General features: G+C 54.3%; 25 protein-coding genes. 10 read left to right on the forward strand and 15 right to left on the reverse strand.

The window, feature by feature from the left end; translation table 11 throughout:
- The 5 genes from MDHKLMBL_RS21065 to MDHKLMBL_RS18515 form a co-directional block, all read left to right on the forward strand.
- On the forward strand, window positions 1-188 hold a 188-nt coding region (locus MDHKLMBL_RS21065; protein ID WP_206748290.1), incomplete at its 5' end, for a hypothetical protein.
- A 148-nt stretch (window positions 189-336) separates the two neighbouring features.
- The gene (locus MDHKLMBL_RS18500; RefSeq protein ID WP_104271894.1) at window positions 337-789 is read left to right on the forward strand and encodes a cupin domain-containing protein; all 453 of its coding nucleotides are present in this window, start codon (window positions 337-339) and stop codon (window positions 787-789) included.
- A gap of 416 nt (window positions 790-1,205) precedes the next feature.
- Window positions 1,206-1,571: a DUF3592 domain-containing protein gene (locus MDHKLMBL_RS21360; RefSeq protein WP_439116281.1), complete on the forward strand. Its 366-nt coding sequence runs from the start codon at window positions 1,206-1,208 to the stop codon at window positions 1,569-1,571.
- 129 nt (window positions 1,572-1,700) lie between these two features.
- Entirely contained in the window at window positions 1,701-2,453 is a 753-nt protein-coding gene (locus MDHKLMBL_RS18510; RefSeq protein ID WP_104271902.1) for an endonuclease/exonuclease/phosphatase family protein, read from the forward strand.
- 528 nt (window positions 2,454-2,981) lie between these two features.
- Window positions 2,982-4,904 carry a PA domain-containing protein gene (locus tag MDHKLMBL_RS18515; protein WP_104271906.1) on the forward strand — a complete coding sequence of 641 codons (1,923 nt, stop codon included), beginning with the start codon at window positions 2,982-2,984 and terminating at the stop codon, window positions 4,902-4,904.
- A 385-nt stretch (window positions 4,905-5,289) separates the two neighbouring features.
- Here MDHKLMBL_RS18515 and MDHKLMBL_RS18520 read toward each other — a convergent pair whose 3' ends face one another.
- The 3 genes from MDHKLMBL_RS18520 to merR all read right to left on the reverse strand — a co-directional run bounded on the left by MDHKLMBL_RS18520 (window position 5,290) and on the right by merR (window position 8,388).
- Complete coding sequence (locus MDHKLMBL_RS18520) at window positions 5,290-6,363, reverse strand: class I SAM-dependent methyltransferase (RefSeq protein WP_199185537.1); 1,074 nt, start codon at window positions 6,361-6,363, stop codon at window positions 5,290-5,292.
- Between the two features lie 120 nt (window positions 6,364-6,483).
- Window positions 6,484-7,515 (reverse strand): AraC family transcriptional regulator, encoded by a 1,032-nt coding sequence (locus MDHKLMBL_RS18525; RefSeq protein WP_104271910.1) that lies wholly within the window; start codon window positions 7,513-7,515, stop codon window positions 6,484-6,486.
- Window positions 7,516-7,953: 438 nt separating this feature from the next.
- Complete coding sequence (merR, locus tag MDHKLMBL_RS18530) at window positions 7,954-8,388, reverse strand: mercury resistance transcriptional regulator MerR (RefSeq protein WP_062785079.1); 435 nt, start codon at window positions 8,386-8,388, stop codon at window positions 7,954-7,956.
- Between the two features lie 73 nt (window positions 8,389-8,461).
- Here merR and merT point away from each other — a divergent pair, with 73 nt between their 5' ends.
- Genes merT through merA form a run of 4 tightly spaced genes read left to right on the forward strand, consistent with a single transcriptional unit; the run spans window position 8,462 to window position 10,789 of the window.
- Window positions 8,462-8,818: a mercuric ion transporter MerT gene (gene merT, locus MDHKLMBL_RS18535; RefSeq protein ID WP_104271913.1), complete on the forward strand. Its 357-nt coding sequence runs from the start codon at window positions 8,462-8,464 to the stop codon at window positions 8,816-8,818.
- A gap of 15 nt (window positions 8,819-8,833) precedes the next feature.
- Window positions 8,834-9,136 carry a mercury resistance system periplasmic binding protein MerP gene (gene merP / locus MDHKLMBL_RS18540; protein WP_062785075.1) on the forward strand — a complete coding sequence of 101 codons (303 nt, stop codon included), beginning with the start codon at window positions 8,834-8,836 and terminating at the stop codon, window positions 9,134-9,136.
- The gene (merF, locus tag MDHKLMBL_RS18545; RefSeq protein WP_014575810.1) at window positions 9,133-9,393 is read left to right on the forward strand and encodes a mercury resistance system transport protein MerF; all 261 of its coding nucleotides are present in this window, start codon (window positions 9,133-9,135) and stop codon (window positions 9,391-9,393) included. The genes merP and merF overlap by 4 nt, the downstream gene beginning before the upstream one ends.
- Entirely contained in the window at window positions 9,335-10,789 is a 1,455-nt protein-coding gene (gene merA, locus MDHKLMBL_RS18550; protein ID WP_439116280.1) for a mercury(II) reductase, read from the forward strand. The genes merF and merA overlap by 59 nt, the downstream gene beginning before the upstream one ends.
- Here the strand turns inward: merA and MDHKLMBL_RS20845 are convergent.
- From MDHKLMBL_RS20845 to MDHKLMBL_RS18570, 6 genes are all read right to left on the reverse strand, one after another.
- Entirely contained in the window at window positions 10,749-11,129 is a 381-nt protein-coding gene (locus MDHKLMBL_RS20845; RefSeq protein WP_146083425.1) for a hypothetical protein, read from the reverse strand. The genes merA and MDHKLMBL_RS20845 overlap by 41 nt on opposite strands.
- Window positions 11,130-11,560: 431 nt before the next feature.
- A complete protein-coding gene (locus MDHKLMBL_RS21220; protein WP_241956272.1) occupies window positions 11,561-11,833 on the reverse strand; it encodes a tyrosine-type recombinase/integrase in 273 nt (90 codons plus the stop codon).
- On the reverse strand, window positions 11,830-12,360 hold the full coding sequence (locus MDHKLMBL_RS18555) for a hypothetical protein (RefSeq protein ID WP_241956268.1): 531 nt from the start codon (window positions 12,358-12,360) through the stop codon (window positions 11,830-11,832). The genes MDHKLMBL_RS21220 and MDHKLMBL_RS18555 overlap by 4 nt, the downstream gene beginning before the upstream one ends.
- A gap of 787 nt (window positions 12,361-13,147) precedes the next feature.
- On the reverse strand, window positions 13,148-13,777 hold the full coding sequence (locus MDHKLMBL_RS18560; RefSeq protein WP_053115308.1) for an ATP-dependent zinc protease family protein: 630 nt from the start codon (window positions 13,775-13,777) through the stop codon (window positions 13,148-13,150).
- Complete coding sequence (locus MDHKLMBL_RS18565; RefSeq protein WP_092034405.1) at window positions 13,774-14,349, reverse strand: acyl carrier protein phosphodiesterase; 576 nt, start codon at window positions 14,347-14,349, stop codon at window positions 13,774-13,776. The genes MDHKLMBL_RS18560 and MDHKLMBL_RS18565 overlap by 4 nt, the downstream gene beginning before the upstream one ends.
- 23 nt (window positions 14,350-14,372) lie before the next feature.
- Window positions 14,373-14,915 (reverse strand): outer membrane beta-barrel protein, encoded by a 543-nt coding sequence (locus MDHKLMBL_RS18570; RefSeq protein ID WP_104271918.1) that lies wholly within the window; start codon window positions 14,913-14,915, stop codon window positions 14,373-14,375.
- Between the two features lie 250 nt (window positions 14,916-15,165).
- Between MDHKLMBL_RS18570 and MDHKLMBL_RS18575 the strand changes: the two genes are divergently transcribed.
- The gene (locus MDHKLMBL_RS18575; protein WP_169702211.1) at window positions 15,166-16,578 is read left to right on the forward strand and encodes a TrkH family potassium uptake protein; all 1,413 of its coding nucleotides are present in this window, start codon (window positions 15,166-15,168) and stop codon (window positions 16,576-16,578) included.
- A gap of 3 nt (window positions 16,579-16,581) precedes the next feature.
- Here MDHKLMBL_RS18575 and glgP read toward each other — a convergent pair whose 3' ends face one another.
- The 6 genes from glgP to glgC form a co-directional block, all read right to left on the reverse strand.
- A complete protein-coding gene (gene glgP / locus MDHKLMBL_RS18580) occupies window positions 16,582-19,116 on the reverse strand; it encodes an alpha-glucan family phosphorylase (protein ID WP_104271921.1) in 2,535 nt (844 codons plus the stop codon).
- Window positions 19,117-19,146: 30 nt separating this feature from the next.
- Entirely contained in the window at window positions 19,147-19,917 is a 771-nt protein-coding gene (locus MDHKLMBL_RS18585) for an SDR family NAD(P)-dependent oxidoreductase (RefSeq protein ID WP_053115312.1), read from the reverse strand.
- 27 nt (window positions 19,918-19,944) lie between these two features.
- Window positions 19,945-20,304: a PilZ domain-containing protein gene (locus MDHKLMBL_RS18590; RefSeq protein WP_049784470.1), complete on the reverse strand. Its 360-nt coding sequence runs from the start codon at window positions 20,302-20,304 to the stop codon at window positions 19,945-19,947.
- A gap of 100 nt (window positions 20,305-20,404) precedes the next feature.
- The gene (malQ, locus tag MDHKLMBL_RS18595; RefSeq protein ID WP_053115313.1) at window positions 20,405-21,898 is read right to left on the reverse strand and encodes a 4-alpha-glucanotransferase; all 1,494 of its coding nucleotides are present in this window, start codon (window positions 21,896-21,898) and stop codon (window positions 20,405-20,407) included.
- The gene (locus MDHKLMBL_RS18600) at window positions 21,895-23,622 is read right to left on the reverse strand and encodes a glycoside hydrolase family 57 protein (RefSeq protein WP_104271924.1); all 1,728 of its coding nucleotides are present in this window, start codon (window positions 23,620-23,622) and stop codon (window positions 21,895-21,897) included. The genes malQ and MDHKLMBL_RS18600 overlap by 4 nt, the downstream gene beginning before the upstream one ends.
- A complete protein-coding gene (glgC, locus tag MDHKLMBL_RS18605) occupies window positions 23,612-24,877 on the reverse strand; it encodes a glucose-1-phosphate adenylyltransferase (protein ID WP_064230400.1) in 1,266 nt (421 codons plus the stop codon). The genes MDHKLMBL_RS18600 and glgC overlap by 11 nt, the downstream gene beginning before the upstream one ends.
- Window positions 24,878-24,957 lie beyond the last annotated feature (80 nt).

The following is a 24,957-nucleotide window of genomic DNA, read 5'->3' on the forward strand; positions in this document are numbered from 1 at the left end:
CCTCTCGGCTTTGCATGAGTCTTTTCCTTTCAGGTTTCGTCACCTTCAAGAAAAGGCCATGCGGGTCGGGAGGACAATCTATCCTGACAATTTACGGACTTTTAGCACTGTTGCTGACACAGGAAACTCTAATCAGCGGTGCAACTGAAACAGGGATGTTTACAAAGCCTCAAACGGGAACTTTGTGACTCGGATCTGATGTTCGCTTTGCGACCGATTGCCCTATCTGGAGGAAGAAACCCACTTCTTGAGTCATACTTAAAGGCCCCCGCCCTGAATAGGGGTTGTACGGCCTCCCGTCACCCTCTATCAACCAACCTCACGAGAGGCAATGGTATGACTCACTTCAACCTATTACTCCCAATCACCCTGACGATGCTCGTTCTTGTGCCCACCGTCGCTGCACAAGATCAAGACGCACAGCCGCTTCTCTACCAGACAGGCGACCCCACCGAATGGCCTCCCGAGCTGGACGCAGTCATCGCCGCGCCGGAAAATCACACAGTGCTCCTGGAAAACGAGCGAGTGCGCGTGTTCGAAGTTACCCTCGCCCCCGGTGAACTGGAGAACCTGCACCATCACCGTTGGCCCAGCGTTCTTCACATCACGGAGGCAGGTCACTTCATTGACCGCAACGCGGACGGCGAAGTCATCTTCGACTCCCGGGAGATGAGCGGGCCGCTAACGTTGCCGCTGACGATGTGGAAGGATCCGGAGGCTCCTCATTCCGTCGAGAACCTGAGTACTACGCAGAGGCTCAGGCTCCTCCGGGTCGAATTGAAGCAGTAGGGGGCGCTAATTCGGCAGGCCGGGGTTCTGGCGGCGCTCTCTCAGAGCTTCGCCACCAAGCCGTCTGACCAGTCGCTTAGGCGCCGTTTCGGCCGTAAGCCGCCACTGAGCGCCCTAATCAGGGAGCTCTTAAGCTTATGCGTTTGAATTAAAACCTGAATGTTTGCTTTGCGACCGCCGGTTACGAATAAATAGCGGTCAATTATTTGCGCACCGCAACGAAAAGCAATTCGTTTTATCCTTCCAGAAAATATGGAAAATAGAAATATCGATCCTGGACCAACAGAGCGAACAGCGTGGAATACCTCGTTTCGATGTGGGAGCTGGCTAGAGCCGGTGATAAGCAAGGTGTCGTATTTTTCATCGCCCTTTACTGCTTTTTGATAATGAGTCTTTCACTCATAGGCCAGTTGAGAATGCGACAGTGGCCTTCAGTCAGAGGCAAATTGCTGGATGGCGGCACCCGTACCTTCGGCGGGAGCGATCGATATGACGCTGACACTCGATATGTTGTTAGCGCGCTCTATGAATATGAGGTCGATGGCAAAAGGTATCGGGGCAAACGTGTCTCACCTTGGATCTTCGTCACCAATCGAAACGCTAGGGGTATTCTCGATCATCAGTTCAAAAGTGTGGATCGGCACGGGGGCTTGGTTAAGATTTTCTATAACCCGAACAACCCGAAGAAAAGCACACTGTTAAAGCCCGGTAAATTCGGACTTTGCGTATCTTTCGCAATTTGGATAGGCCCGCTGCTAGCCTACGGGGCGTCTTATCATTAAACCTCGCCGATGATGCCGGCAGCTGAAACTGAGATCTGAACGTCCGCTTTGCGACCAAATTTTAGACGGCAACAAGGCGTTGCGGTTTAATGCAAATTCAAACAAATACTTAGTTGGCTGTTCCTATCTATGAAAGTCGTTACCTGGAACTGTAATGGAGCACTGAGGCAGAAGCTTGCAGAGGCAGATGGCTTGCAAGCAGATATCTTGGTCGTCCAAGAGTGCGAAGATCCTGCGCGATCGACCCCTGCTTATAGGGATTGGGCAGGTCAGTACCTGTGGGTAGGTGAGTCGAAGAATCGCGGTATCGGCATTTTTCCTCGAAAGGATCATCGAGTTGAAAAGTTAGAGTGGAACGGCAGCTTTTCTTTACCTGGGTTGTTCAGCAGTAGTGAAACACTGAACTGGAACACAGAAGACCTCAGGCTTTTTCTCCCTTTCACCATCAACGGATATTTCACTGTGCTGGCCGTATGGACGAAAGGGCGCAACGAAGAAGCATTTGGTTACATGGGGCAATTCTGGAAGTATCTACAGATCCATCGAGAAGATCTAAGCGGACCAAAGACAGTCATTCTCGGAGATTTTAATAGCAATGTGCGCTGGGATAAGCCTGACCGTTGGTGGAATCACTCGGACGTAGTTGCTGAGCTTAGTGAGATGGGGTTCAAAAGCCAATATCACCGAGTCTTCGAGGAAGAGCAGGGAAAGGAAACTAGCCCAACATTTTTCTTGCAGCGGAACCTACAAAAGGCCTACCACATTGATTACGTTTTTACTTCGTTAGATCTCACGGAAGACTGTGCTTTGCAGATCGGCCAGCACGACGACTGGATTTCAATAAGTGACCACGTGCCATTGACGTTGAGCATCAACAGTTAACGGTCTGCTGCCTGCACAGCCACCGATGTTCCGCCGCTTCGCGTCTACGAACCGGCGCGGGAGCCCTGCGTTAACTACAAATTTGAATGGTCACTTTGCGACCAAGGCTACTCAAGGACCTCAGCTAAACAAAAGCGAACATTAGTAAGCCTTTTTAAAGATTCACGAAATTAGAAAGCGGACCTTTTTGCCGCGCGCCTTTGGCCCCTTTCACACATGCTCTGCTCAATGATTTTCTGACTGGAGGCGTTAGTACCAGTTGAAGAAAAAACAAAGTAGGGGAGGTTATACATAAAGAAAGCCAATTTCCGGCTGACCCGATACTTACGATAAAAACGTCAGAATATTTTACATTTCATTCATTCTCCCAAATTTTCGGTTGGTCTAAGTCTCTATAGTAATGCCGTTATTTTTACATGGCATACAGATGGCTTGTTTTTTTGGTTGGTTAAAAAAGCCACGCAACTCAGGTCCGAGGGAATTATGCAGTCGTCGCGACAACCATAAACAAAAGAGCAAGGGACTGGCATGATGAAACAATTCAGCGCGTTCAAGCTAACGTTCGTACTCATTTCAAGCCTTATGGCGTTCTCGGCTATAGCGGCACCACCACCGGTGGTTACCGACGATCCCGACGACGAATCTCAACACAAACTAAATCTTTTGGACGAGTTCGTCCTACCCGACCCGAGCGCTCCGCTCATCGAACACGATGCCGCGGTAGCCGGTATTGTCAGCGATGCGCCATTCGCCAAGGTCACCAAAAACCTGGCGCCTGCCGGCCGCGGTGAACGAATTTCTGCCAACTCTACAACCGACGTCTGGGCGCTGGGTAACTATGCCTACACCGGTACATTCAACGACCCTTGCGGAGGCGACCCGGAAGCAGGTATCTGGATATGGGACGTCCACAACAAAAACAAGCCGGAATTTGTCGGCATCATCCAGTCACCGGTCGGTAGTCGCACCAACGACGTCCGGGTGGCGACATTAAGTTCGGGCGATATCCTGGTGCATTCGAACGAATCTTGTGCCGGCGGTCCTGGCGGGTATGAGATCTATAACGTTGACGACCCATCAAACCCTGTCTATCTGGCGTCAGTTCGAATTGATGACCCGAACCCCCTAACGCCACTTATCTTTGGGCCCATCACCGACGTTGGTGTACACAATCTTTGGCTCTTCAGCCAGGGCGCACAAGATTACGTGGGTGTAACGACCGAAACTGCATATGGCAACTTCCACATATACGACATTACTGATCCAGCCAACCCCGTGCTGGTGTCTTTCTGGGGTGCAGAAGAGATCTTCGACCCGGGCGTCGTCGCCAGCGCAGATTTTGGTCGAAACCTGGACGCAGCGCTCTGGCTTTTGGACGGATTCGGTGCATCTGCGAATCGATTCCTGCACGACGTCACCATTACAACCGACGGCACCAGAGCTTACCTTGCCAATTGGGATGCGGGCCTGGTTCTGCTGGATATCAGCGATCCCACTAATCCGCAGCTTGTTTCGGTAGCTCTGGATCCAGCCAATGGCTCACTCGATGGCGAAGTCAACAGCCATTCAGTCTGGCCTAGTGCGGACGGCACGATCGTAGTCGAAGGTGAAGAGGACTTCAGCGCCTGGGAGGCCACGGTCGCCCCCGGCAATGTAACGTTCGGCGACGGCAACCCCATTCCGGGGGTGATGGCGGCAACCTCTACGGGCGATGCATTCGAAGCAAACCAGACTGGAAACGCCGGTTTCATAACGGCATCCAGTGTGGAAGTCACCAGCGGGCCATTGACCGGCTTGGTTTTCGGGGCCAATGAATTCAGCAGCAACAACTTCCCGCTTGGTGCAGGCTCCTACACAGGCAACTTCGTATGGATCGGGCGAGCCTGTAACGGCGATCCGGTTCTCAACCCGCTCGGATCAGATGATATCGCTGTCGTTCGCCGAGGTGCCTGCTCCTTTGCGGAGAAATCCGTGAACGCGTCTAACGGAGGTGCTGGTGCTATCGTCGTGACCAATAATAATTCGAACTCTACACCGTGGAGCGGAATTCGTATCTGGAACTATTCGGATCCAGCCAATCCCATACTGGCCTCGATTTTCGACACAGAATGTTCGGCTTCGACCGCGCCTGGCGGGAATTGCGATGCCCGAGGTACCTACTCAAGCCATAATGTCTTAGTTGAGACCAGTGGAAATCGGGTCAAAGCTTATATTTCCTGGTATTCCGATGGTGTCGTGGTTGTGGATGTTACCAATCCGTATGCTCCCGTTGAAATTGCCCGCTATCATCGCGCCGGCGCCGAGTTCGAAGCTGAAAACGGCGGCATCCAGGATATTTGGGGAATTTACAAGGTTCCGAATGAGCCATGGATTTATGCGTCTGACCGTAACGGTGGTCTCTATATACTTAAAGAGTACGGTTCAGGTTCTGCCATAAACGGTAAAAATTAACGGAAAGAATGCATTTTTATGACGGAGGCGGTGCTTGGCACCGCCTTTTATGCATCATTTAACGTACGTGCTTTGATACCGAGGCGCTAACCCTGCACCGTGCAAGATACCCCTTACATTGGAAAGCGGTCCTTTTTGCCCCGACCACATGAGCCAGTGAATGGAGTCTGAACCAGGGTAGGAAGATAAAGGTATTTAGGTCGATGTTCTGGAAGATTAGCAAGGCATAAAACTCTATGCCTACTTTCACGCAGAAAAGCCCGAGCTGGAACTTGAGGATTGGCGGGGCGTGAATGCCGTGCGAAAAGATGCATGATGAATTGGTTGTTTCATGGGTAGTCGAAAAGCCCCGGGAATTGGTCTTCACGGGGCTTTAACGCTCTTCTCAGTGACGCGCCTCCAGAACGATATTGAAGGGTGTTTCCGTCGCCCGGCGCACCGTCTGAAAACCGCCCGCTTTGATTACTTCTGTCAGCTTGCGCTCGCCAGCCTGGGCACCCAAAGCAAGGCCCGTCTTTTGCGCCAGTGATGTTGGAACGCAGATCGTGGTTGATGCGGCATAGAACAAACGTCCGACCGGGTTGAAATTTTCAGTCAGCTCGTCTCCTGCCATAGGCTCAACCACCATCCAGGTGCCATCAGGCTTGAGTTTTTGGGCAATGTGAGCAGCCGTGCCCACTGGATCTCCCATGTCATGAAGGGCATCGAAGCAGGTAATTAAATCAAAATCACCCTCCCCGAAATCGTCGGCCGTCGCCTGTTCAAACCTTACCCGGTCGGGGTCCAGGCCGTGCTCATCACGATGCTCATTCGCCGCATCTATGGAGCTGCCGTGGAAGTCGTACCCGATGAATGTTGAGTTCGGAAACGCCGCTGCCATCAGTAGGGTGGAATGGCCATGGCCGCAGCCTATGTCCGCCACTTTTGCGCCTTTTTCAAGTTTCTCGACTACGCCGCTCAAAGCTGGCAGCCAGTTCTGTATAAGGTTGTGGTTATACCCGGGCCGAAAGAACTTGGCGACCGCACAGAACATGCATTGGGCCTGATCGCCCCACGCAACGCCTTCGCCGGTACGAAACCCTTCGCTGACCTTGGCCTCGTTTTCTAAGGTGGTGAAGGCGTTTTCGAAGCCGCCAATCATATACACCGGACTGTCTTCGTCGGCGAATACCATGGCTTGCTCCGGTGGCAAGCGAAAGCGTTTGGTTGTCCGGTCGTAGTCCAGATAGTTAGAGGCCGCATGGTGGGAAAGCCATTCGCGCAGATAGCGCTCGGAATAGCCGGTTCGTTCGGCCAGCTCGGTCGAGGTGGCAGGCCCGCCACTCTGCAACTCCCGATAGAGCCCCAGCCGATCACCAATTTTGACCAGCGCTGCACTGTAGGCACCGCCAAGGTCGCCAAGTACCTGCCCGACAAAGGCGTTGAGTTTGTTTTCGTCAAAAACCTGGATCGCTTCCATGATCGTTCTCCCAGAATTTCAGAGGTTTAAGGTTGCTTTACTGGTGCGCAACCGACGTACCCAGTTTGCTAGGATCGCCCATGGGGCAGAATGATCGTTTGTCCGACCTTTATGACTGAATTACCGGATTTGTTGAGCGGATCGCTGATGGCGCCAGGCTGCGGGAGATTGACCCAGGGTGCGTTTGAAGGAGCGGCTGAAGGCTTCCTCTGATTCATAACCCACTTCGTGGGCAATGGTGGCCATTTTCGCGTTGCTCTCCATCAAAAGGTTGGATGCCACCTGCATTCGCCAGCATCTGAGATATTGCATCGGGGGCTGACCGACCAGTTCAACAAACCGGTCCTGCAGCGCCGAACGTGAGAGGCCAGCGTGGTCTGATAGTTTTGCAAGGGTCCAGGCTTCCGCCGGCTGACTGTGCATCGCGCTCAGAGTTCGGCCCACATGTCGATCACGAAGTGCTGCGAGCCAACCGGTCTGACCTTGGGGCAGATTGCTGAGGTACAGGCTGATCAGGTCCACAAACATCATCTCGCTCATCCGCTCCAGGACAGCCTCGCTACCCGGCCGGCTACCGCGGGATTCGGGGTCGGCGAGCCTGGCGAGCTGTCCGGCCCAGTTGATATCTGACAACTCGTTGGCACGGGCAACGATGACTCGCGGTAAGGCGCGAAGTAGTGGGTTGAAGGGGCCGCGATCACAACCCAGAAAGCCGCAAAGTAGTCTGGCAACAGGCGGAGATGAGGTGGCTTCAGTTTGAGAAATAGCGGGCTGGAAACGTCTGTTGTCATTCAGACGAACCATGAACGGTAAATCGACCATCTGTTTCAGAGCGGCAATCAGTAAGGGTAGGTCGGGCTCGGAACGCAAGCCGGGCGCACTGGACATAACGTGAGGGTCGCCGTGGGGAAAGAGAATGACGTCCCCGGCGTTCAGCTCAAAAGGTGGTTCCCCTGTGATGCCCGCCCAACAGGTACCAGTCAGAATGACGTGGTATTCCATCAGGTGCTCGGAGGCAGGCAAGACAACGCTGGCAATCAGTGCTGAGGCCGGCGCTTCAGTCACCCAGGCGCCACGACATTCAACATTGAAAAACACCGTCCCGCGAAGGCGAATGCTCCGAAGTAACCCGGAAAGCATATCCTCACTCATAGTGGTTGCCTCCTTTACCACTCCATTCAACCACAACCGGCGTAGGAAAGCGCTTTAATAAAAAACCGTGATAGATTTATTGTCTGCCTATCGCAGAAAATCAGGAGGAAAGAATGCCTAGCGTAGATCCAACCCGAGACTTTCTTCGGACTCCCCTGGTATGCATGACACGCCCCCGCCTCATACGGGAACTTTGTGACTCGGATCTGAATGTTCGCTTTGCGACCATCCGGCATCCCAGGCGGCACCTAAACAAAAGCGGACATTCAGAAACAATCGAATTGACCAAAAAGCGGTATACGTCCGGTGATCCCATCTTGAGCCGCGCGCTGAAAAGGTCTTTCTGGTTTTCAATTACTGCACCGGGGTAAGTCCACGGACGTTTTAAAGCCGTCCTTGGAAACCGGGTAGAACCCAAGAGGTTGATTGGTTCAGAAGCTAACCCTTTTGGCCTCTTGTCCCAATACCTCCCTCATGTAACGAAGCAATGAGCGGGCACGCGATGCTGTCCGGCTGTGCGTGGCATTGACTGACCATATCGCTCAGAGCCATCTCAATTTTGACCAGCCTTTCGATCTTTTCACGCACATCCTTCAGCTTGTGCTCGGCGAGCGCACTGGCTTCCTCACAGTGGGTGCCATCTTCCAGCCGTAGGAGGTCGCTTATCTCATCGAGACTGAAACCCAGGTGCTGCGCCGTTTTCACAAAGGTCAACCGATCAATATCGGCGAAACCGTAGCGTCGAATGCCACCCGGAGGCCGCTTGGGTTCCGATAACAGACCACGCCGCTGGTAATAGCGGATCGTCTCTACATTTACGTTGGCCGCCCTGGCCAAGCCGCCAATAGTCATTGAATTGGCTTTAACCGACATGCTGCTTGACTCCGTAGTTGACTACGGAAGTAACCTTATCTCATCAAGTCCATGGGCAACAGGTGTAAACGTCATGTCGAAATTCAAATCTAAATCCGGAGGTGCTTCTCTCGCTGTCGGGGGGGTTGCTGGAATTCTCGCCTCGGCTTGCTGTCTCGGGCCATTGGTACTTATCACTCTGGGCGTTTCCGGTGCCTGGATCGGCAATCTGACAGCTTTGGAGCCCTATCGACCGCTGTTCATTGGCGCGGCCATCGTCGCCATGTACCTCGCCTGGCGACGAATCTATCGCCCTGTAGAGCAATGCTCACCCGGTGAAACGTGTGCGATCCCTCAAGTCCGAAAGACCTATAAGGTGATCTTTTGGGTAGTTACGGCTCTGGTACTGGTCGCTTTAGTGTTCCCTTACATTTTGCCCCTATTCTACTAAACGGAGATTTTCCTCATGCGTAAACAGCTTGTACTTGCCATGTTCCTCACTTTGCTCAGCATGTCCACCTGGGCTGCGTCTCAAAAAGTGACTCTCTCGGTGCCTGACATGACCTGTTCTGCGTGTCCGATCACCGTCAAGCTGGCCTTAAGTAAGGTGGAAGGGGTGTCGCAAGTTTCCGTGAGCTACCCTGATCGAGAAGCCGTCGTCACCTTTGACGATGCGCTCACTTCCATAGAGGCGCTCACCGAGGCCACGAGCGACGCTGGTTACCCCTCCACTCCCACGGCCTCAGAGGCGACCCCGGAGGGGCAATGAAGAATCCGAAGAACCTGCTCAGAGTTGGCATAGTAGGGACTATTCTGGTTGCACTATGCTGCTTCACACCGATTCTGGTCATTCTTATGTCCACCGTGGGACTGGCCGCCCTGACGGGCTATCTCGACTATGTGCTTCTTCCGGCACTGGCGGTATTCATCGGCCTTACGGTCTATGCGTTCTGGCGGAAAAAACACTATGACGCCAGCTACGAGAGCAATTCCAAAGCCCCAAGGAGTTTCCCGAGTGAAAAATGACCAAAAACTGCATATTGCTGTAATCGGCAGTGGCGGAGCCGCCATGGCGGCTGCCTTGAAGGCAACAGAGCGCGGTGCCCGCGTCACCCTGATTGAACGTGGGACCGTCGGCGGCACCTGCGTAAATGTTGGCTGCGTGCCCTCGAAGATTATGATTCGTGCAGCACATATCGCGCATCTTCGAAAAGAAAGCCCTTTTGACGCGGGCATCAGTGCTGCGGCTCCTGAGGTAGACCGAGCGAAACTGCTTCAGCAACAGCTGGCACGAGTGGAGGAGCTGCGTGACACCAAGTACGAAAAGATACTTCGAGAACACAAGGACATCACAGTCCTGAACGGTGAGGCCCGGTTTCTCGACACCAATAGCCTGTTAGTCACGTTGGCTGAGGGTGGTGAAAAACCGGTTCATTTTGATCGCGCCTTTATTGGAACCGGAGCCAGACCGGCAGAACCGCCAATAACGGGGCTGGCAGACACTCCTTACCTGACATCAACCAGTGCCTTGGCGCTGGATACCGTTCCCAAACGGCTGATCGTGATTGGTGCCGGTTTCGTTGCCCTGGAATTGGCTCAGGCATTCGCCAGACTGGGCAGCAAGGTTACCGTTTTGGCCCGGAGCCGTTTGTTGTCCAGTGAGGACCCCGCAATCGGGGAAGCTATAGATGCAGCGTTCAAGCGCGAAGGTATTGAGGTGCTTAGCCAGACCTTGCCCAGCAACGTGGACTATAGCGACAACGAGTTCATCGTCGAGACGCCTGCCGGCACCTTGCGAGCCGATCAACTGCTGGTGGCGACCGGTCGAACTCCCAATACCGAGGACCTGAACCTGGCGAGCATTGGCGTGGAAACCTCACGCGACGCAATTCAGGTGGATGAGCATCTGCAAACCACGGTCCCCGGAATATACGCTGCCGGAGACTGCACCAATCAACCGCAGTTTGTCTATGTCGCCGCTGCCGGGGGCAGCCGGGCCGCCATCAACATGACGGAAGGCGAGGCCAAACTCGACCTCAGTGCCATGCCCGGGGTCATGTTTACCGATCCTCAAGTCGCCACCGTTGGCCTCTCTGAAGCCGAAGCAGTTGCTCGGGGTTATAGCGTGGACACCAGGCTGCTCGACTTGGAAAACGTGCCGCGTGCGCTAGTAAACTTTGACACCCAAGGATTTATTAAAATGGTGGCAGAGCGGAACTCAGGCCGTTTGCTTGGGGTGCAGATTGTCGCAGCGGAAGGCGGTGAAATTATCCAAACGGCAGTGATGGCGTTACGAGCAGGTTTGACCGTTCAGGAAATCGGCGATGACTTGTTCCCTTATTTGACCATGGTTGAAGCACTCAAGCTCTGTGCGCAAACGTTCACCAAGGATGTAAAACAGTTGTCCTGCTGTGCCGGATAAATGATGTGAGCACGGCTTTAAGCTCTGGTGATGGGTTCCTAATGACCAATCGTTCCGATGCCATATCTTGCACGACCATCATTGAAAGAGCCGCATGGCCGAGCACGTGGATCATTACCTGACTGCCCAGGTTGTCCTTTGCTGTGGCAGCCAGTTGGCTACTTCCACTTGGTGTAAGTTTCAGCCAAATAGCCCCCTCAGAGATAACCGCAGCTTCAATGGCCTCGCTGGTTAAATTAATCGTCAGGCCTTCGCTCTCTTGAGCGTTCACGGGTTGCGATTGGACACTGCAAGCAGCCCCGATAATCATCAGGGTGAAAACACACAGTCTTAGTAACATGGATTGGGTGGCATCCCTTCAGTCCAAGTTGATTCGACACCATATGAAACGATGAATGCATCAGATTTTGTTGATACTTCACCTGCTTGAACTCATTTTCAACTTGTTTAGAACCAGACCGGTCTAATGGTTCAACGATTCTGGGCAGGCCAGCAGTTTGATTAAATGCTTGGGACCGGTTAGAGAATGAGCAATAGTTGGCGAATCTCTAACAATTGATTATGGTTTTGCGCTCCGACTGAACGTTCGCTTTGCGACCGAACCCAACTTTGCTTGCCGGGTACCAAGGTATCTCCAATTGCCAAGACATATAGGTTTGGAAAGTCCGAATTGTCGTTCAGGCGATCACGAGCCGGGGAGGGCAGCTGTGTGTCAGGCGGGATCTGCAAGACTTAAGGCCCGAGGGCTGAACGTTTTTTTGGTTTGTTGGATTAATTAATATATCGGTACCCCGCATCTTGCAACGCTTCCTTAAGCGACTCCTCCGGAGGCTCTTCATAAATAAGGGTCGTTGACGGTGACACATGGCCAGCAATCTTTTGCGCGACTTTAACCGACTTCTTTTGTTCATGAATGATGTTCGTCATGAGTGTTCGCCTGCCGCTGTGTGAGCTGGCTCGCTCAATACCTGCCCAATGCCTCTGCATCAAGGCTAAGTGTTCCTGAAGTGTGTTGGGAGAGTAGGGGCCTCCTTTCTGAGTCAGGAATAGAGGATCAGTCTTTTTTTTACCGAAGGGTTTGCAGCCAAGCGGATCGAGAGGTAATTCTCAATGGCGGTTCTCAGCGCAGCATCATTCATGGGGAGGTCGCGCGATTTACCACGATGTTTTCTGACTTCAGGATAAAAATCTTCCGGTTTGATCTCGGCACCGGCTTTGGCCATGGTTTCAATTCGCTGAACGAGCTGGTGGAAATCGTGAACGCTGAAACTGATTCGACGCCGCTGATACGTCGATTTGGATCGTCTTAGCGCATCGGCACCTTTTGTATAGGCCGCAGGCAGCGCCAAGATTTCTTTGAGCTTGAACAAGCGCTGGCCGGAAGTTACTGGGCCAAGTTCAGCGACGTCTTTAATCTGAAGCAACGTAATTTCCTGGACCCTTAGTCCGAGCTTAAAGCTGATCTGAATCAGCGCAGTGTTCTTTTCCGGGTAGCGATGCTCTTTGATCTCACGCAATAGGTGGGCGAATTGTTCGGGCGTGAGTACGCGTGCCTGACCGGTTTTGCTCATCGAATAAGCCCCTGGTGAGTCATTAGGATGCGAGGAGAGGGTAAAAATAAAATCCGTAATAATGTTATTTTAACGGATTTTTGATGCTTCGATAGTCAAGCGGACGCTTAAGGGCAGTGATGGCTGGCTAAGTCCCAACTACCGAAACTAGCGTTCTCATTGTCCTCTTTGGGATATTCGTTCTTTCTTTAACATTCCCAATAGCAAGTTCAGCTGCGTCCATGGTGCAGATATCAGCGAAGAGTCCGTCCTTTACACGCAGAATGTTCCGAATCAGAGACGGGTCCAGGGCTCGGCGTTGGAACGTGTACCGGCATCGCTCTAACGAAACCGAGGCCAAAGGAACGTGTGCTCTTCATCATCCCAAACCAACGTTTTTTATTCTCACGGGCGCAGTCGAACAGACGCAAGAGTTTGACAGGGCAAGTTCCATCCAAGCAGAAAAGTTCGCGATTTCCAGGCCCTAAAAGGTCGCATTGATGAATTCCAAAGAAATCTCGGAAAAACAAAGTGATAGACGTTTGGACGACGAATTTAGTACTTCTTGTGAAAATTTAGTACTTTCTGTGGCTATTCTTTAGCACTTTCTGTGGTCGTCCACAAACGCACAAAACAGTATTCAATCCCCAGCATCAAAGTGCGTATAATGTATATTATGTTAAATAGAGTATAGAAGTACGGACTGAGAAACTTATAAAAATGCTTGGCCTCCAATACGCAACTCGCCTGTCCGGCTCTCGGGTCTTCAATAAACTGGGCTGGGATGAGCAATCCCAGCCCCCCGCGTTCAGGAATCGCTATCGGTTTCCTCTACCACATTCTCGGCATGCCTCTTTGCCAGCTCTTCGAGCGTTATATATTCACACTCTTTTTCGGCCATAAACGAGTCTGCGGAATCGATAAGAATATTGTCGTCGCGCATGAATCGGCGACCCAGCAGAGCCGGATAGGAAAACTTGCCGCGGTCTGTCAGTGAAAACTGCGTGGTATGTGTGGTTCCGGCAATGCAGAAGTCCATCATGACCACATATCGCTTCTGGGATGGCGCGCCTTTTCGTTTAATCAGAACTGTTCGCTCGACCGGCCGTTCGAACTCCAGAATGACGTCGTCATGGTCCAGTTCGCCCTCGGTCGGCTGGTCCTCGTGGTCACCCAGTGGAATCTGGAAACTGACCCACTCCTCGCCGTCGCGCTCAAAGCCCTCGATGTTTACCGCGTGGAGAGATGACGTTTTGGCGCCTGTATCGAGTCGCGCCTTCAGCCTCAGGTTGGTATCTTTCATGACTACCCATTCAACATAGCCAAGGGTTTCCGGCGGTCGCTGCTGGCTATTGTTGGCATCGGCCTCCGCAGAAACCGCCATCGCAGATGGAAAAACCAATGTCACAGCCAACAACGCCCTAATAACAAACCTCATTCAAAACCTCCTGCAAATTCCTGTAAATCCGGGAAAAATGATAAAAACTTTTGCTCCAGTTCTTCCTGGTTTGCGCGGATTTCCGTGATCATGCCGGCGAAATCATTTCTGAACCGTATGCGCCCTGCAACGCGGTCCAGTGCCTTCCCGATGTTTTCAAGATCCTGATAGGCCCCGAACCAGTCGTTCCACACCATCATTCGGGTAACTCTGGCCATTTTTTCCGGCATTAGATGTTCTTTCTGCTGCAACTCGTTGTATATACCGCGAATAAACGCCTCTTGCTCAATTTCACTGAACCGGTCCCAGTGTTTGAGAAGAAAATGGTCATAGAGAATATCGAGCGCAACGCCGGCAAATCGACGACGTTGACGGGAGAAGACCTGTTTGCTGGCAAGTACGTCGGGGTGCTGGTCGGTGAAGCTGTCGACCGCCCGATGGTGGCGGACGCCCTGCTTCACCGGGTCCGGCAGCGTCGAGAGATCGACGCCCCGGGTAAAGTCACCGAGGATGCTCCCCACCCGAGCTTCAGGTGAGTCCGGCGCGAGAAATACATGAGCCAGATGGTTCAAACAGTCTCCCCGGTGGCCTGGTTTCAGAAGTTGAATTGAATACCGACGCCCAGACCATCGACTTCGGCATTACTGTCTTCATAATAACGCATGTATTCAAGGTTGCCGGACAGGTTCGGCGCAAATTCCATATTCATGCCGATGCCGTAGGACACGTCCGTTTCATCCTCGGTGGCAGTGCCCAGAAACGAAGAAGCTTCGATTTCGACCCGGGTGAAACCGAGGATAGCGTACGGCGTAATGGGTGATTCGTTGGCCAGATTGAACGTGGCGTAGCCGCCGAAGAAGTTATCCAGTGAATAATCGACTCCGCCGATGCGGTCGTCATCCACGCCAAAACCGCCCCGCGCTTCGATGCCCAGATACGGCGTCGCCATCACGCCAACTTTGGCAGACAGCGTGCCTACGTCGGCATCCGCGTTACCGCTCTCAAGGTTCATGAAAGTGTAGTTCAGGCCTGTGTAGAGCCCGCCAACGCCAGACTTGTAAATATCCTGGGCGGATGCGGCTCCTGCAGCAGCCATACCGGTGGCAAAGATAACGGCAATTGAACGTACGTGTTTCATTTTTTATCTCCTTAACCGAATTGTTCGGTGTACATCGCTGAACTTGCACCAGACTGACGCGTTTTGCCATCAGAAAGATCCGCATTTACGCGTTATTTACACCAATTTAATTCGCCGGTAATTTCAGCATCCGCGCGGTGTTACCTTGCGGAAGGCCGACCCCACAGGTATTCTGACGCCGTCTCCCGGTATCAGCTGGCTCGAGCATCCATTGAGAAATCTCTACCCCGTCATTTTCATTGTCAGCGTCATGTTCGTGCTTTTGAGCATTTTCATGACATTGCCTGTCATCCTGCTTGCGGGCTCTGAAGCGCCGAACGCCATGGCGTTTGCAGAATCGGCCGCCATTGTCTGGGGCCTCGGTATACTGGGAATGGCCGCCACCTACCGCAAACCGAGAGATCTGAAGCCCCGGTACATGTTCGTGCTCACGGTATCTTCTTGGTTCATTATTGCTCTGTTTTCATCCCTTCCTTTCTATCTGAGTGATCTGGGCATTTCTGCCGCAGACGCCTTTTTCGAGGGCACTTCGGGGATTACCACCACCGGGGCAACAGTGCTGAGCGGCCTCGATGATATGGACAGGGATCTCTTGATCTGGCGGTCCATCCTGCAATGGATCGGTGGTATCGGGATTATCGGTATGTTCGTTGCGGTACTCCCGTTTCTGCGGGTCGGCGGCATGCGGCTATTCGCCACCGAGTCTTCGGAATGGACCGACAAGGCTCTGCCAAGGATGAAAACACTCAGCCGTGGCTTGCTGGTGGTTTATCTGGCGTTTTCGATCATTGCGGTGGTTACCTACTGGTTTTCTGGCATGACGCTCTTCGATGCCTTCAACCATGGTCTTACCAGCATCGCCACCGGTGGCTTTTCCACCTCGGATCTGTCCATGGGCAAGTTCAATGATCTGATCCTCATGGAAGCCACATTTTTCATGATTATCGGCAGCTTGCCCTTCTTCCTTTTCGTGCGTGAAATGCATGGCCAACACGGCGTTCTTTTCCGGGATCAGCAGGTGCGATTGTTTCTCGCGATCCTGTTTTTCGTACCGCTGCTTCTAACTCTTTACCGCTGGATGGTGTCACCGGTCCCCTTCGATCCCATCCATAACTATGCCTCTACCCTGTTTAACGTCACTTCTGTGGTAACCACCACCGGCTATGCCTCCGAAGATTATTCGGCCTGGGGCCCTCTGGCGTTCGTGCTGTTCTTTTTTCTGATGTTCGTGGGCGGCTGCTCTGGTTCCACGGCCGGCGGCATGAAAATCTTCCGGTTCCAGCTTTCCCTGATCATCCTGCGTGAGCAGTTGATGCGCCTGCTGCACCCTCGTGCGGTTCTTACCCGTAATTACAATGGCCGGGCCGTGAGTGATGAGATTATCTCGTCGATGATTGCCTACACGTTCATCTTCCTGCTCTGTCTTTTGCTGATCACGGTTGCCCTGGCCGCCATGCAGCTGGACTTTGTGACGGCACTGTCTGGCGCCCTCACCTCGCTGACCAATGTCGGCCCCGGCCTTGGGGACATCATTGGCCCTGCGGGTAATTTCGGGCCGCTTCCCGATGCGGCAAAATGGGTACTGTCTGTGGGTATGCTGATGGGGCGTCTGGAGATACTGAGCGTGGTGATCGTTCTATCGCCGGCGTTCTGGCGCAGCTGAGGCCTACCTGAGCCAGAGTATGGCGGGGTTTTCCAGGGGAAGGTTCAGGCGTTCATCCCGCACTCGCAGGCGCGGCGTGTAGTGTCCTTCGGGGCGTGGAGGCACTGTGCATTCATAAAGATAGGTATGAGGGGAACCACCCAGCGGATGCTTCATCTGCATGGCCGTGATGGTTCTTGGGCCATGCTCGGAATCCTCTGCAACAAGCTCTACTGCAATCCGCTGCTCGTCAATTCCATCCAGATAGACTTCCACGGTGAAAGTCTGGCTACCCGAATCTTCGCTTGTATTGAAGCTGTTGAAACGCAACCGGGACCAGTGCCTGGAGATTTCTCCGTATTCACCAATTAGCTCCCGTGCAGTCTCGGAGCTGCGTCGGCTTCCCATTTCTGCCATGGGGAGATAGAACTGCTCGACGTATTCCCGCACCATACGGTTGGCAGAATAGGCCGCCGTCAGTTGATCCATGCTCGCACGCATGCGCCCGACCCATTTCCGGGGAATACCCTCGCTGTCGACGTCATAGAACCCGGGAATTACCTCGTTCTCCAACAGATCAAACAGCTGTTCCATGTCTGAGAGATCGTGGTCGTGATTGTTTGACCCGCTTAGCTCGTCAAAGGTAGCGCCAGGTCGAATAGCCCAGCCCACATCCGGGTTCCAGGCCTCCGCCCACCAGCCATCGTACTGTGACAGGTTCAGTCCCCCGTTCACGAGTACCTTCATGCCACTGGTGCCGCAGGCTTCCCAAGGGTGTCTCGGACAATTGAGCCACACATCCACGCCCTGGATAAGCTGGTTGGCCACGCCCAGATCGTAGTCTTCAATAAACACCACCTTGCCCTCGACATCCGGTCGCCGGGAGAAGGCTTTCCATCGCCGGATGATGTCTTTCCCCGGGAGATCGTAAGGGTGGGCCTTGCCTGCAAGCACAATCTGAATCGGGCGATCGCGGCTGGCAAGCAGTTTGAGCAGGCGCTCCTCATCCTTGAGCAGGAGATCTGGTCGCTTGTATTCCGTAAACCGGCGGGCAAAGCCCAACGTGAGGGTTTCATGGTCCAGCAAAAGGCCACACGCGGCTTCATGGTTGTTTCCGGGATTCTGTTCGCAATGCTGGCTTGCAAGCCTTCGCCGGAGGTAGGTAATCAGCCTTGCGCGCTCCAGGCGCCTCATTTCCCATAATTCTTCGTCGGCGATGTCAGTCATCGGGCAGGTGCTCTGGAGAGGCCTGCGCCAGCGATCCTTGCCACAGGCCCGGGTCCAGATGGCGTCGGATTCCGGAGAATCCCAGCTCGGCGTGTGGATGCCATTGGTCACATAGTCCGCCGGAATGTCTTCGGCCGGCCAGCGCGGGAAGAAAGGCTGGAAAATGGTCTGGGTGACCTTCTGGTGGATGCGGCTGACACCGTTGAACCGACCACTCATATTGAGGGCCAGCAAGGCCATATTGAGTTTAAGGTCAGTCGACTGATTGTCTGGGCTGGAGGGCTGGCTTCCTAATGCCAGCAATTGATCGACATTCAGGTCGCGGCCTTCGAGCCAGGGTGTCAGATACAGTCGCAATAGCGATCGGGAGAAATGATCAAAGCCGGACGCCACCGATGTGTGCGTGGTAAACAGATTGGTCGCCCTGGTTGCGGTTCGAGCTGTCTGGAAATCACTTTCATGGTCGTCCTGCCAGCTGAAGGCCCTCTCTATGAGCGCCAGGGCACAGTGGCCCTCATTCAGATGGCAGAGTGACGGCGATCTCCCCAGTTGTTCCAGCAGACGCCAGCCACCGATGCCCAATACCATTTCCTGTTGCAGGCGCTTTTCCGGGTCACCGGTATAGAGTTCGCTGGTGATACCCCGGTCGCCCGGTTCGTTTCGGGGGTCGTTGCTATCGAGCAGCAACAGCTCGCAGCGGCCAACCTGGGCCTTCCAGGCCCGAAGGCGCACGTGTCGTCCCGGGAAAGGCACAATCACCCTCACCCACTGGTCGTCAGCGTCCCGCAGGGGCGAGACGGGCAGCATGGTGGGGTCGTTGTAAGGATAGAACTCCAGCTGTTCGCCATCGGTGCTGATGGCCTGGCGAAAGTAGCCCTGCTGGTACAGCAGACCCACCGCCATGACTGGTGCACCCAGATCGCTGGACGCCTTTAGAAAATCGCCGGCCAGTACGCCCAGACCACCGCTGTACAGCGGCAGCGATTCGCTCAGACCATATTCCATGCAGAAATAGGCAACGCCCTCGCCCAGATCGCCCCGACAATCGGTCGAATACCAGGTGTCAGCCTCTGTAAAAGCCTGGTGAGCATGAATCTGCTCACGGTAGCGCTGCTGAAAGTCGGGGTCTGCGGCCAGTTCTTCCAGCCGCTCCCCGGACACGCTGTTCAAAACCAGCCACGCGTTCCGGGTGGTGTCCCAGATGTCCGAATCAAGAGCGCGCCAGAGCTCATCGGTACCGTGATGCCAGGTCCACCGAAGGTCCAGCGCCAACTGGAACAATCCGCTCAGGGATTCCGGCAAGGACCGCGGGGTATAGGCTGCCAGGGTCAAATTTGAACTCCGCTCAGGTTGGTCGGGACATCATCGAGCGGTATAACCGCCATCAATCACCAGTTCACTCCCGGTCACAAACTTCGATTCGTCGGAGGCTAGATAGACAGCGCCCCAGGCAATATCATCCGGCTCGCCCATGTGACCGACAGGATGCATTGCCGCCGTGGCCTTTTTAGCTTCCTCCGGGTCCTGTCCGGTCGTTTTGAGGTGGGCCTCAACCAGCGGGGTCCATATAAACCCGGGGTGAATGGAATTGCAGCGAATGTTTTCAGTGGCATACAACAGGGCGTCGGTTTTGGACATCAAACGCACGGCGCCCTTGGAGGCATGATAAGGCGGAATATCCGGCGCACTCACCAGCCCATAAATGGATGACAGGTTGATAATGCTGCCAACGCCCGCTTTTTTCATGTGGGGAATGGCGTGCTTGGTGCAGAAAAACACGCCCTTGACGTTCACATCCTGAACATGGTCCCACTCTTCTTCCGTGAGTTCATGGGTCGGCTTGTTCGCCCCGGCAATGCCGGCGTTGTTCACCAGTACAGTCGGGCTACCGAAGGTATTGGCAACGGCGTCCAGAACCTGTTTGACCTCTTGTTCCTTGCTTACGTCACAGTGCCAGTAACCCGCCTTCAGACCGCGGCCTTCAAGTTGTTTAGCCAGGGCCTCTCCCTCGGAATCCTGGCAGTCGAGAATGGCGACAGCAGCGCCCTCCTCTGCCATTCGGAGCGCTGTTGCGGCTCCGATGCCAACGGAGCCACCGGTGATCACGGCCACTTTACCTTTAAGTCGTTCCATGAACAGATCCTCTCCCTTGGGTGTTCTTCAGGCTTGTTTCCTGCGGGCAGGAAAATAGTTGACTGGCATGTGGTGGTTTTTAAGCCAGTTGATCAGTGAAGAAATTGTAAAACTGTCGTTCTCGACGCCTTCAAAATCGACACCAAGGCCGCGGTCTGACTTCCGCACAACATGGGCCTTCAGCCGACGGAACCGCTTTTCCTGGGTATCCGGAAAACGGAACTCCAGTTCCACCGTCTGGTTTAACTGAACGTCAGTGTAGTCCGTGGCAATGAACAGACCACGTTTGGAGGCATCGCGAATCTGACCGGTCGCAACCGGCATCCCGCGCTTGTATACCAACAGCCCAAGCTTTCCCTGTACGCGTTTACTGAGTCTGTGTTCCATGTTCCCCCCTCGTGACTCATCTTGAACGCCAATTGTTGATACTGCTTGTGTGTTATATCGAAGGTTGGGGCCCGCCTCGTTGATGCTGATCAAAAAATGCTCAGACCGGAGGGAGGCGCCCATGTCGTTTTACCGATTCAGCGATTATTTTCGACAAGTCTTTCTCGGGAAAATTCCAGTCCAGTTGCCATGTCCAGTTATTTGTAATGGTGCCCGGCGTATTGAACCTTGCCTCGGTTCCAAGACCGAGGAAATCCTGCATCGGCACCACGGCCAGTGAGCAGACCGAACGGAACGCCGCTTCAATTACCGGCCATGGCATCCCATCACCACTGGTGGCCAGATAATCATTTACATAGTGCCGGGTACGGTCATCCAGGCTCCGGTACCACCCCAGTGTTGTGTCGTTATCGTGGGTGCCGGTGTAGACAAGATCCCGGGGCTGGTGGTTGTGAAGCAGATGCGGATTGTTTGGGCTGCCGTCGAAGCCAAACTGCATCACAGTCATCCCCGGCAGCCGGAAGCGATGACGAAGTTCTTCCACATCGTCGCTGATGATGCCGAGGTTTTCGGCTACCAGGGGTAAATCCGGGAACCGGTCGAAGCAGGCCTGTAGAAAATGGTCAGAGGGGCCGGGAACCCAATAGCCGTTTCGTGGCTGAGGGGCCTCAGCCGGGATCTCCCAATAGGCCTGAAGCCCCCGAAAATGGTCTATCCGGATCAGATCGAACAGATGGCGCTGGCTTTCGAGCCGTTGAAGCCACCACTGGTAGCCATCTTCCGCCATGACCTGCCAGTTGTAGAGTGGATTACCCCAGTGCTGGCCCTCCTCGGAAAAATAGTCCGGCGGCACACCGGCAACCACAGTGGGTTCGCCCCGGGCGTCCAGTTTGAAGAACTGTCGGTTGGCCCAAACATCGGCGCTGTCTTGAGCGACAAAAATGGGGATATCACCAAACAGCAAAACATTGCGGCTTCGTGCATAGTCCCTGAGTGCCTGCCACTGGTGGTTGAACAGGAACTGCTCAAACCTGATGCGAGCCAGCCTGGCCTGGTTTTGGTCGACAAAGGCCTGCAAGGCAGCCGGCTCCCGATCCCTCAAGTGCTCTGGCCACTGGAGCCAGCCTGGCGACTCCTGAACCTCCCGGATTGCGCAGAACAGACAGAAATCATCCAGCCAGTAATCATTTCTTGCCCGGAAAGCTTCAAATCCGGCCAGATCAAAGCCCTTCCGGCCTGTGGCATGGCCCTCGTAAAACCGTTGGGCGGCGATAGCCAGCAGCTGCTGGCGGGATTCGGCGATGGGCTGGGCCAGTTCAGCATCGGCCAGCAGTCCGGTCTGCAGCAGTTCAGCGAGGTCAATAAAATCCTGGTTGCCCGCGTGGGCACTCAGGGATTGGTACGGTGAAAGATCCTGGTGGGTTGGTCCAATAGGCAGTGTCTGCCAGACGGTAATGCCACTGTCGGCCAGAAAATCGACGAACCGGCGGGCGCCGGCGCCCAGAACACCGAGGCTTCCGGGCAGGCAGGTCGGGTGAAGCAGCACACCTGCCCTTCGGGCACTGAACAGATCCTTGTCGTTCGCTGAAGTCATGCAGGATGATCCGCCTCATGGCCCGGCCGCATGGTACCGCCGCGAGCCGGTTCTCCACTGCCTTGGCTGAGCTTCTGGAACACGGATGGCGGCGCCGGGTAGCCGATCATTTCATAGAGATTGACGAGGTGGCGGCGATACAGATGCTCAAAGTCGCTGACGATCTGGGCCGGGTTATAGTCACCAAACCACCAGAACCAGTCGGACCCTTCGCAGATAGCCAGTTGCTGCATGGCGGCTGCTTTCTGCTCCGAATTGAGACTGCCATTGTCCATCACCCGGTCGAAGTGGGTTTTGGCTTCACAGAGCAGATCCCAGGCCCGGTTCTTGTCCGGGTCACCGATCCAGGTGGAGAACGTACCGTAAATCCAGCTGCCGGCCACAAGACGCGGCAAATGAACCGGCGCGGCTACGGGGTTCGCCACCAGATCGGCATAAGTGGTCAATCTGAGCCGGGGGTGGTTTGCCAGTACCCGATAAAGTTCGTCGAGGAAGTGAAAACCGTTCTCGGGGTAATACTCCCAGGCATTTTCGCCATCCATGATCACGGAAATCACCGGCTTCGTCTTGCCCTTGGCCTGCCCCGCAATGTTTTCCATGTGATGCACCAGGTCGCCAACGGCATCCCTGGCGTGCCAGTCTGCATAAGTAAAACCGATCAGATCCGACAGACCGTCGTCACGGAAGAAGATGGCGGTATCCGATTCGCCGAACGTATAGGGCTGGTGAATCCCGGCATCGGGCAAATCCGGGTTGTCCTGCCGGGCCAGATTGAGGCTGTTGTGCACCACAGAATCTCCGCTGGCAGTCCATCGAAATTGATGTTGATCCAGCAGGCCCAGTGTGGCCTGGCTAAGGCCACCCTCGGAAGCCCAGCAGCCGGAGGGATCAACACCGAAGAAGCGCTGAAAAACGGTCCTAGCCTGTTGGAGCTGCCATGCGGCGCGCGCTTCACCCTCCGGGTAATGGCTGTGTGCTGGCAAAGCAATATCCGGCATGGCCTCGCGGGCAGCACCCAGGTCGATCAACAGAGGGAGCATGGCATGGGTATAGGGGCTGACAGACAACTCCACCTGCCCTTTTTGCGCAAGATGCCGGTACCTTGGGCCGATGCCGGATAGCACATCAAAAATCACGTCGAGAAGAGCCTTCCGGTCATCCATCGAAAAGTTGTGGCCCTTCTCCTGAAGGCTCTGGATGCAATGGCTGCTTCTGCGGATGGTTTCTCCCATCCAGCCAAGGTGGTACCAAACCAGCAAGTCGGAAAGAAACCGGCTTGAAATGTATCTCTGCAGCTCGGGCTTTTTGCGGTAAACCTCTGCAAGCTCCGCCAACTGCGCGTAGGCCGGATACCGATTGATGATCCGTTCCCGGTTGGCCCGCAGAGACTTTTCGATCAATCCCAGAAACGCAGGCGTTCCGGTTTCCGGCAACTGTTCTGCAACCAGAGCTGCGAGCAAAGGATCGCCGATCTCGCCAGCGCCATGGCGCCATTTTTCAATCTGGATAAGGTAGGTCTCGATCTGCTCAAGCAGAACCGGGGCAAAATTGACTACCGCCCTGGCGTCCGGATTTGCTTCCAGATGCGCCGCCATGTCGCTGTAATCCTTGATGGTATGAAGGTACACCCAGGGAAACAGGAACTGATCAGTGCGCATATCCTGATAAGACGGCTGGTGCATATGCCAGCAGAGTACAACCGGTGTTTTGGTGTCAGAGGCCATGGGGATAATCCTGCCCGAGCATCTCGGGCGTGATCAGCACAATACCTTTGGGCGATACATGAAACCGCTTCCGGTCATCGGCCTCGTCGAAACCTATCCTCGTCCCTTCGGGGATGCGGCAGCCACGATCAATCAAGGCATTGCGGATGTGGCAGTGACGGCCAATCTCGACATCCGGGTAGATGACCGAATCCGAGATTTCACTATAAGAATGAATCTTAACTTGCGAAAACAACAAGGAATGCTTCACCAGAGCGCCAGAGACAATACAGCCGCCGGCCACCATGGAGTCCACAGCCATGCCTCGTCGATTGTCATCATCAAAAACAAACTTTGCCGGTGGCAGCTGTTCCTGATAGGTCCATATCGGCCAGTGGGAATCATAGAGATTGAGCTCCGGGCTGATTCCGATCAGCTCCAGGTTTGCCTGCCAGAGTGCGTCAACGGTGCCCACATCGCGCCAATAGGCCGGCTTGTTCTCAACCGGATTACGGAACGGGAATGCGACCACCCGCAGACGCTTGATGACGGAGGGAATAATGTCCTTGCCGAAATCGTGAGACGATTCGCCATCCATCTGCTGGTCGCGCATGAGTTCGTCGAAGAGCACCTGGGTACTGAACACATAGATGCCCATGGATGCCAGCGCCTTTCCGGGCTGGCCCGGCATTGGCTTGGGCTGTTCTGGCTTCTCGATGAACTCGGTGACCCTCAACTCGTCATCTACCGACATCACCCCGAATGCCGAGGCTTCATCGAGAGGTACTTCGATACAGCCCACGGTAATATCGGCATCATTCTCCACGTGATGGGCCAGCATGGTGCCGTAGTCCATCTTGTACACGTGATCACCCGCAAGAATCAGCACATACTCTGGCTGGTGGCTGCGAATGATGTCGAGGTTCTGAAGTACAGCGTCTGCCGTTCCTTCATACCAGGAAGTCTCGATCCGCTGTTGCGCAGGTAAGAGCTCTACGAACTCATCCAGTTCTCCCCGGAGAAACCCCCAACCCCGCTGGATATGGCGGATCAGGGAATGGGATTTGTACTGGGTGATTACACCAACCTGCCCGATGCCGGAGTTTATGCAGTTCGAGAGTGGAAAATCGATAATCCGGAACTTGCCTCCAAAGGGCACCGCCGGTTTGGCCCGCCATTTGGTGAGATCGTGGAGGCGGGATCCCCGCCCTCCGGCAAGAACCAGTGCAAGAGTCTGACGAGTGAGACGACTGACGAAACGCTTGGCCGTTTGCATAGCTGCTTCCCTGAAGAAAACCTTCCCTGTAACCGGTCGTTTAACCGCAAGGGTTTGCCACGTTTTTGACGCCTTAAACT

The sequence above is a fragment of the Marinobacter flavimaris genome, from assembly GCF_002933295.1.
Taxonomy (GTDB): Bacteria; Pseudomonadota; Gammaproteobacteria; order Pseudomonadales; family Oleiphilaceae; genus Marinobacter; species Marinobacter flavimaris.